Consider the following 8,559-nt stretch of genomic DNA (forward strand, 5'->3'; position numbering starts at 1 on the left):
AACAAACATGGTTGGGTCGAATGCCCAAATTGCAAACGACGCTTCCTCGCCTCCGATACAACTGCATTCTCTTGGCATCGATGTAGGCGGTGCGGACAGCGAATCGATATTGTCAATGAGAGGTGAAGGCTGCTGCCCTGCAAGAGCGGAACAGCCGTTTCTACTGGGCCGTCCACGTTTTTTGCCAGATTAACTTAGGTACAGAACTGGTCGTCTTTTGGCAATCAGCGGGATGGCTTCAATCGAAGTGTTTCGTCGACCTGCGCAGCCGCCTCGGCGTTTTCTGCACCTCTCGGCCAAATTGAAGCAACAAGGTCTCGTCCCATTGGAAACGTTTATCAGGACGATTCGGGCAGCGAATCGAAGCACGTCGTCGTGGATTCGCGTTTGTTCTTCGTGGCCTGGATTAATGGCTAGTTTCTCTTTCCGAATCGCATTGAATGGTCGTTGCTGACTCCAATTGCTCGGACCGACATCATCTGTTCATCGGGCTAATCGCGTGCTTTATGTTTCATCACAGTATTGGAAGACATATGCACCGAACCTTATCTCCGTGCCATCCCGCAGGAGTTTCCGGTCGCGGAGTGGTACACCATCTATGAAGGGCGGATTGCGAGCACCGACATCCTCGATCCACGATTCGTCAGCGCTTCGGACGATTCTTGCAATATGGCTGCCAATAGAAGGAGACTTATCTAGGAGCACGTTATTTGATGGCTTTCTACCGAAGTATGTAGTCCCAATCGGGAGCGGAATAATTTTGCACTGGTGTAGGTGCGTTATTTCGGACAGACAGGGACCGTCGTGCCGAGTCTCTCGATTCATGGTGTTATCCGCACTTCTGTGATGCCGGGCGTCTTGGCTAATAGCATTCGGACCAACCAATTGCAACGAGCCGATTGCCCCCTTGCGACATCCGCAGGTGCTCAAGTGCCTTGGCGATGGCTTTGAAAAGTTTGTCGTGCCTGCCGCACGTGCGATCGAAAACATTCCAGGTGCCAAGTCCATTTGGGCTGAAATGGTCAGTTCGGACCCGGAAAAGTTCGGTAGTCCTTGCAAAATAAACTCGGGATACAGCCGCTTCGGTACCGAAATCGAGGACCGCATGTCGTATCGCAAAGATTCTCATTTAACTTGGCGGTTGAAATGTGACGTGGTCCTGCAAGACGGGTAAACGTGATCTACCGATAAGTGGCACGATTCAGCGAGATGCCGAAACTGCTTCTGCATTGCTAACTAGTGATACCAACGTGACTGGATCCCGCCCGGCGGGAGAATTGGATTGAGTCTCACCCCGCAGCGTAGATGCGTTTGACCATCCCAGGATTGACTGTCAGAGATCAGGAAAGTCAAACCACAGCACGGACAATTGATGAAACCTGACTTATTTACATTTGCATCCAGAATTCCGAGTTCAAAGACTTCCTGTTTGCGTCGTCGCTTCTCACGAGCTTCGGAGAGATACGACTCCGGCAGCTTTCCAAACTCCGAAGTGCAAGACTGGCACCGAAAGAGCTTTGAATCATCGTCAACAGTCTCCAGGTCAGCTCGATCATACTGAATCTCTTCGACTCGCTCGGATTGGCAAAAAGGACACTTCCGCACAATCGGCCTCTCGGAGATTGCTTGAACCTTATCTCTCACCTCACCCATGAAGCGACCAAGATAGTCAAGCTCCGATTCCCAGTTTCGCGCTAGGCCGAATCCAAGTCCATAGAAGCCTCGATGATACGATTGCTGACCGCGCCGCACGCTAACGTACAAACTGTGTAGGTCGGTGATCGCAGTGCTCCCATAGCATTCCGTGCTCAATGAGGCGAGAAATCTTTCGAGTTCTAGCCACCGGTTCCAATCGACCTCCATGGAAAACCGACATTCTCCGTTCGCGAGGGATCCTCGGACATACCACCTACCATCGACAACGATACCACTCGAAGCAATTACCGCTTCATACCGTATCAGTTGCTTCGTAAGTCCGTCAGAGTACTCAAGTCTAATTTCGTCAATCAAGGTAGAACACCTCGTTCCGGAATGCTTGCTCTACACCTGGCAGATCCTATGTCCGCCTTCTATTAACGCCAATCCCTAAATCAAATGCAGTTCCAACGAGAGGTTGCTGCTTAGAACCACAATTCACGAAACTTGCGGTTTGGGCCAACAAGGTCGAGCGTCCAGCAGCAGAAGTCGACCAGCTGGAAGATCCATCGTAGCGTCTCTTCGTCCGCACGGATCGATCTCGTCCCAACAAGCTCCTCGAATTCACCGTCTCTCCGTCTGTTTTCCTCCGCTTCCGCCAACTATACTTTTGCCCACCTACGAAATAAGGAGCGGAACCGGGGCGGACTTTTGAGCAGATTCAACTTCCACGATCAGCTTCTTCGCCGAGACCATACGCTCTTAGGCGGGATTCTCTTCGGCAGATCGTACTACGGAGCCGCTTCGGCAATCGGCTTCGGAGCCAAAAACCAGCCAACACATCGGTTGGCCAATCCTTCTCGAGGAACTGAATAGCAGGGGCAAGCGGGCATGTTAGGCGGAACGGCGGAGTACGCGGTCGTTGATGTGGAAACGACCGGATTCGGTAAGAAGGATCGGGTGATCGAGATTGGTGTCGTCGTGCTCGATTCGCGGCTACGGATCATCGACGAGTACGAAACGCTGGTAGATCCCGAGCGGGACCTTGGCCCGACTCACATCCACGGCATCACACCGAAGATGATTTCCATGGCTCCGTCGTTCGGCGAAGTTGCTCACGCAGTCGCCAAACGAATCGAGAACCGGGTGATCGTGGCTCACAATCTGATGTTCGATGAACGGATGATTGGCCAGGAGTTCGGGCGTCTGGATGCACTTTTCGATCCCGGTCGCGGAGTGTGCACGCTGAAGTTGACGGGGCAAAAGCTTCCCGCCGCCTGCCAAATGCTTGGCGTCAGTCCACCGCAGCACCACCGCGCCCTAGCCGATGCCAAGGCAAGTACCGCGCTATTGAAGGCGTTAGAACCCGCGGCAGAAGCAATGCCTTCTAGGCTGGCGAATGTGCCGGGCGAATTCTCGCAACGGACACATCGGCGAAGCACAGGTGAAAGTTCGCCCCTGTTTGAGCGACTACTTAGCCGACTTGTCTACACCGAAAAAGACACTCACCTACTCCAGTACATGGATCTTCTCGACTGGGTCCTCGATGATTTCCTCGTGACCGACGACGAACGCAAGCATCTGAGCCATCTGGCAGACGAACTGGGCCTCTCACACGCGGACATCACACGAGCTCACCGCCAGTACTTTCAAGCCATGGTGGCGGGTGCCGAGAAAGACGGCGTCGTCACAGAAGAGGAACATCAGATATTGTTTGCGGTTGCGGAAACGCTAGGGCTCGACACGTCGGTAGTTCCGCAGCCAACTAACGACGAATGCTTCTTCGACCAAATTCCTGCCGGTGCCGCAATCTGCTTTACAGGAACGTTTGTCGATGCCGATGGGAACAAGGTATCCAAAAGCGAGCTTAAAAAGCTGGCTGCCGACTGCGGCTTTACTGTTGTTTCAGACGTCACTAAATCGAATTGCGATCTTGCCGTAGCGGTCGATCCGTCATCGTCGTCCGGGAAAGCAAAGAAGGCGAGGCGATACGGAAAGCCGATCGTTGAATCGCGGCTATTCCTTGAAATGGTCGCCGAAAACAAAAATCAAATTTGCGGCCCTGATTGAGCGAAATTGACGTAGTGACCTATACGCGACGAACCGGTGTCGGCCTTCGGCGCAAGATCACATCTGCCTACCTCAGCAGTAAAGAAGTATACCATCATCCTATCTTCACGGGCAGTGTGTATCGATGGAGCTACTTTGATCCACGTGTCTAGACTGCCGATTGGCCCTGTGAGTAGTTAAGATCCGATTCCGAACGCCTTCAAAGAGTTACAGTCATCGATCGGGGATAGCAGGCAAGAAAATGAATACAGTCGGATCAACGTGGAACAAGTGGGATCTTCATGTCCACACTCCTGCTTCATTCCATTGGGAAGGAGATCGCTTCGAGGGAAAGACTCCAGAGCAGAAAGATGCAATATGCAATAAGGTCATCGACGCGATGAACGCGACGGACGTGATTGCTTTCTGCATCATGGACTACTGGACATTCGAAGGCTACAAGATACTGAATGACTACATTAGTCGGCACCCGGACGCGACGACGAAACGTATTTTTCCCGGCATTGAGTTTCGATTAGACGCCCCGACAAACTACCGCTTGAATGCGCACGTTCTCTTCAGCGACGAACTCCCTCTCGACACACTTGATGCATTTCTGACGACGCTCAGATTCTCTGGTCCTGTTGAAAGGCCGGTGACAAGAGCGAACTTTATCGCATTGGCGCAGAACTACGCAGGCGACAAGCTGAGACTCCATGGATTCAAGATAGAGGACAGAGGTAACGACGCGAAGATGCTCGAATGCGGCATGAAGACCGCCGAGGTGTCGCGAGAGTCACTGAAGCATGCGATCGAGACGGTCGGCAAAGAACACTGCCTCTTTATTCTACCGTACGACACGAGCGACGGCGTTTCAGATTTGGACTGGCAGTGCCATCCATACTCCGATGCCACATTGATGAAGTGGGCGGATTGCTTCGAAAGCAGGAAGAAGGTGCACGTTGATCTGTTCCTCGGCAATGGGCATCCGACCAAGCCGCAAATTGGGCTGGACTTCATCGAGAATCTTGGCGGATTCCCCAAGCCCGTATTTAGCGGAAGCGATGCCCACAAAACATCGATGTACGGTGTGTATCCGAGCGAACGTGCGACTTGGCTGAAGGCGCAACCGACTTTCAAGGGGCTACGGCAAGTCTGCAACGAGCCTTCGCTACGTTGCCACATTGGCGATCGTCCGGAGAAGGTCGTTCACTGCGACCAGAATCCCACGAAGTACATCAAGACATTGCGGCTTACGAAAGTGGTCGGTTCCTTACTGGATGAGCATTGGTTCCATGGCTGCGAGATCGAACTCAATCCGGGTTTGGTGGCGATCGTTGGCAACAAGGGGAGCGGGAAGAGTGCGCTGGCCGATATCCTCGCGCTCGGGGCCAACTCGCATTGCTCCTCGATGGAGTTTCTCAACGGAGAACGATTCCGTCGGAGTACGGACAATAAAGCTCAGCACTTTGAAGCGACTTTACTGTGGGCCGACGGCGCTCCGGTGCAAATAGGTCTCGCTAATGATGCAGACCTCCACCAGCCAGAACGCGTCCGTTACCTGCCACAGCATTTCATCGAAGACCTCTGCAACGAAATCGCGACCGGCAATGACACACGATTTGAGAGCGAACTCCGCAAAGTAATCTTCGAGCATGTGCCGGCCGAAAAGCAGCTCGGCACCGGGAGTCTCAATGATCTCTTGGAGTATCTCGAAAAAGCCAAGCGGCAAGCGATTGCCCAACTTCAGCAGTCGATCCAATCGCTAAATGCGAACATCATCCGCAACGAGCAGGAGATGAGTCACGACACGGTGGAGTCGTACAAGAAAGCGCTTGCCCTAAAGCAGGCTGAACTAGAAGCAATCGACAAGGTTCCACTTGCTGTGGTCGAACAGCCTCCAGAAGACCCTGATGACGAAACGACCAAGCAGGCTGTCGAACAAATCGAAACGAAGAAGGAGGAGCTTGCCAAAATCAATGAGCAAATCTCAACTCTTCAGACGGAACGGCAAGAACTGTCCGCGGAGAGTGCGTCGCTTAATCGACTCTTGGGTCACGTTGAGAATTTCGAATCGCAGCGCATTCAGTTCATAGAAGAGAACCAGCAAGAATTTGAGGATGCCGGATTCGACATCAATACGATCGTGAACGTTACGATCAACCGTGAGCCGCTCACTGAACGTTTCACGGCCGTGAAGGCGAAACTTGCTGAAATCGCGGTATTACTCGATGGTAAACCGGCGACTGAGGAAGAAGAAGCGGTGCCGGGATTGACGGCTGCTGCAACAGTTTGCGACAAGGCCATTACCGCGATGCAAGATGGCTTGGCAGCACCACAAAAAGCATATCAAGCGTATCTGAAGGAACAAGAAGCAAGGAACAAACGCAAGGCTGCGGTTATTGGAAATGCGGAGACAGCCGATACGATCGTCTACTACGAGGAACGAATCAAGCGAGCAACAAAGGTCATCCCTGACCAGCTTTCGGAGCTGCGTGAAGAACGACGGCAACTCGTTCGCGAACTCCATGAGGAGCTGGTGTCGATACAGGTGATCTACGAGGATTTGTACGCACCGGTGCAGAAGATTGCTTCAGAAGCAGCCGAATCACCACACGCGGTGCAACTCGAATTCGATGCGTCCGTGGTTAATACCGGCTTCGAGACGAACTTTCTAGACTTCATCCACAAGGGGAAGAAGGGAAACTTCTACGGCGAGGAAGAGAGCAGGACGCTCATGCGTGACTTGCTACGGTCCTATGACTTCAACTCTTCAGACGAGGTGGTGAACTTTACGGATGAGATTATCGACAAACTGACGAACTTCGAGAAAGACGGCGAGAAGGTTCCGATTTCGATCAGGTCTCAACTCCGTGACAAGAAGATCCTGAGCGATCTGTACGACTACATCTTCTGCATGAAGTACTTGGACATTCGGTACAACCTGCGCCTTGGCGGCAAGGACATTTCGCAGCTATCACCGGGAGAGAAGGGAGCACTGCTCCTTGTGTTTTACCTGCTGCTCGATACTGAAGAGATCCCAATCATTATCGATCAGCCAGAGCACAACCTCGACAATGAGTCGGTGGTTCGGCTGCTAGTGGACTGCATCCGTAAGGCTCGAGCGCGCCGGCAGGTGTTCATCGTGACCCACAATCCAAATCTTGCGGTCTACTGCGACGCCGACCAGCTCATCTGCTGCAGCATCGATAAAGCCGATGGCCACAAGATCAAGTACTCGACGGGTGCGATCGAAGACTACAAGATCAACAACTTCGCGGTAAATGTTCTGGAGGGCACGTATCCCGCCTTCGACAATCGCCGGAAGAAGTGGCACAAACCGCTGCTAGCTTACGAGGCGACTATCGAAGAAGTCGGCGATTGAGCCTCGTTGAGGTCAGACACGGGATTCAGCTAGCCTCAGTTGGAAGTCGACATCTCTAAGCCATTATGCGAATGGGCTTCGGTCGGAGGAACCAACCCGACTTTGTACTTCAGTTTTCGGCGCACCGGCGGTCGACACCGAATGTTCGGCAGGGGTATAGTCGCCAGTATAGCTTTAACGTCCGCAGTTCTTTCAATCATCGCAGACCAAGAATTCGTGATGCCTCCCACGAGCACGTCTGGGTTCATAGCGACCTCCACATCTGCCGTTGCTTTTCCCAGTAGGGATTAGCCGCAATCGGCCGAACATCGTGCTCGGAGATACACGAGTGGCCTTGCTTGCCCGGCGGCAACTCCAGAATCGCCTCCTGAATATCCGGAGCCAAAAGCAGCAGATCCATGATCTGCGTCAACCGAGCGCGGCTCACGTATCCCAGCCGCGCGATCTCCGCCTGATCGGCCACGACGCCGTCGCGAATCAACTGATCCAACCGAATCGCCAGAGCCATCAGTTTCGTCACGCGGGGCAACCGACCTGGAGCGTCAGCGTTTCGAGAGCGTCCTGGCTTGGCCTTGGCCCCGAATGCCACCTTGTGATTCGTCGTGGTCATGCCGCCTCCTCCGTTTCGCTTGTGAATTCATCGGCCAGCGACCGCACCCCGGTGGGCAGATAGGTGATCGACAGATCGCCGCCGCGACCGTCGTAGACGATCCGTTCGATGAGCAGTTCCACGATCCTGGCCTGATCGCGGGGTGGGAGAGCGGCCCAAACGCCGTCGAACTGTGTCAGCGACTCCAGGACCTTTGCGTCATCGACAACGGGATCGCGGAGAGCGTCCATTTCCCTGTCGATCTCCTTCATCCGGGCCTCAGCCATCTGAATCCGCTCCTGGACGTCGGCAAGGCGACCGTCGTCGGTATCTTCGCCCGCCAGACGTCCCAATTCCGCGAAGTCCGCCCGTATGTCATGGGGTCAGCCCGGCCTTTTCGCTCGTCAGACGCTTGATGCTTCGCTCTCGCTGATGGCGAATTTCCTCCACCGTGGAATCCACCAGTGCGGGATCGGATCCGATACGCCGAATCTGGTCCACAATGAACTGTTCAATCTCCCCGGCCGGGATCGAAGGCGACGGACAATTTGCCCAACCATTCTTTTGCGCGTGTTGGCAGACGTAATACCGGTACAGCCGGGTGCCCTTCTTTGAGAACGAGTGGCTCATCGCACAGTCGCACGCGCCGCAGCGCACAAGGCCGCGTAAGAGAGCGTTGTGCTTGTTTCGGACGCCACGGCCCCCACTCTTGCCATTGTTCTCAAGTTGTCGCTGGACCGCGGTGAAGAGATCGTCGGCCACGATTGCCGGATGCTCACCGTCGTGGGTTTCATCCTTGTAGCGAATCATCCCGATGTAGGTGACGTTGGTCAGCAGTTGATAGAGAGACGACTTGTTGAATCGCCGGCCGCCCCGCTCTGCCCCCTTCTTTGTCTGCCAC

7 protein-coding genes are annotated in these 8,559 nt (G+C 53.8%); 3 read left to right on the forward strand and 4 right to left on the reverse strand.

Going from position 1 to position 8,559, the window contains the following annotated elements:
- Nucleotides 1-504 precede the first annotated feature (504 nt).
- The gene (locus FYK55_RS30190) at nucleotides 505-1,008 is read right to left on the reverse strand and encodes an FHA domain-containing protein (RefSeq protein ID WP_390621789.1); all 504 of its coding nucleotides are present in this window, start codon (nucleotides 1,006-1,008) and stop codon (nucleotides 505-507) included.
- Here FYK55_RS30190 and FYK55_RS29340 point away from each other — a divergent pair.
- The 3 genes from FYK55_RS29340 to FYK55_RS28420 all read left to right on the forward strand — a co-directional run bounded on the left by FYK55_RS29340 (nucleotide 908) and on the right by FYK55_RS28420 (nucleotide 7,069).
- A complete protein-coding gene (locus FYK55_RS29340; RefSeq protein ID WP_161604824.1) occupies nucleotides 908-1,174 on the forward strand; it encodes a hypothetical protein in 267 nt (88 codons plus the stop codon). The genes FYK55_RS30190 and FYK55_RS29340 overlap by 101 nt on opposite strands.
- A gap of 1,352 nt (nucleotides 1,175-2,526) precedes the next feature.
- Nucleotides 2,527-3,705 (forward strand): exonuclease domain-containing protein, encoded by a 1,179-nt coding sequence (locus FYK55_RS28415; protein WP_150080003.1) that lies wholly within the window; start codon nucleotides 2,527-2,529, stop codon nucleotides 3,703-3,705.
- Nucleotides 3,706-3,946: 241 nt separating this feature from the next.
- Nucleotides 3,947-7,069, forward strand: coding sequence for a TrlF family AAA-like ATPase (locus FYK55_RS28420; protein ID WP_150080004.1), 3,123 nt, complete (start codon nucleotides 3,947-3,949; stop codon nucleotides 7,067-7,069).
- Nucleotides 7,070-7,313: 244 nt separating this feature from the next.
- Here FYK55_RS28420 and FYK55_RS28425 read toward each other — a convergent pair whose 3' ends face one another.
- From FYK55_RS28425 to FYK55_RS28435, 3 genes are all read right to left on the reverse strand, one after another.
- Complete coding sequence (locus FYK55_RS28425) at nucleotides 7,314-7,679, reverse strand: hypothetical protein (protein WP_150080005.1); 366 nt, start codon at nucleotides 7,677-7,679, stop codon at nucleotides 7,314-7,316.
- Nucleotides 7,676-8,011: a hypothetical protein gene (locus FYK55_RS28430; RefSeq protein ID WP_150080006.1), complete on the reverse strand. Its 336-nt coding sequence runs from the start codon at nucleotides 8,009-8,011 to the stop codon at nucleotides 7,676-7,678. The genes FYK55_RS28425 and FYK55_RS28430 overlap by 4 nt, the downstream gene beginning before the upstream one ends.
- Nucleotides 8,012-8,033: 22 nt before the next feature.
- Nucleotides 8,034-8,559, reverse strand: a 526-nt coding sequence (locus FYK55_RS28435; protein ID WP_201743834.1) for a recombinase zinc beta ribbon domain-containing protein, incomplete at its 5' end; no start/stop codon positions are given.

Origin of the sequence: Roseiconus nitratireducens (assembly GCF_008629675.1) — a bacterium.
Lineage (GTDB): Bacteria > Planctomycetota > Planctomycetia > Pirellulales > Pirellulaceae > Stieleria > Stieleria nitratireducens.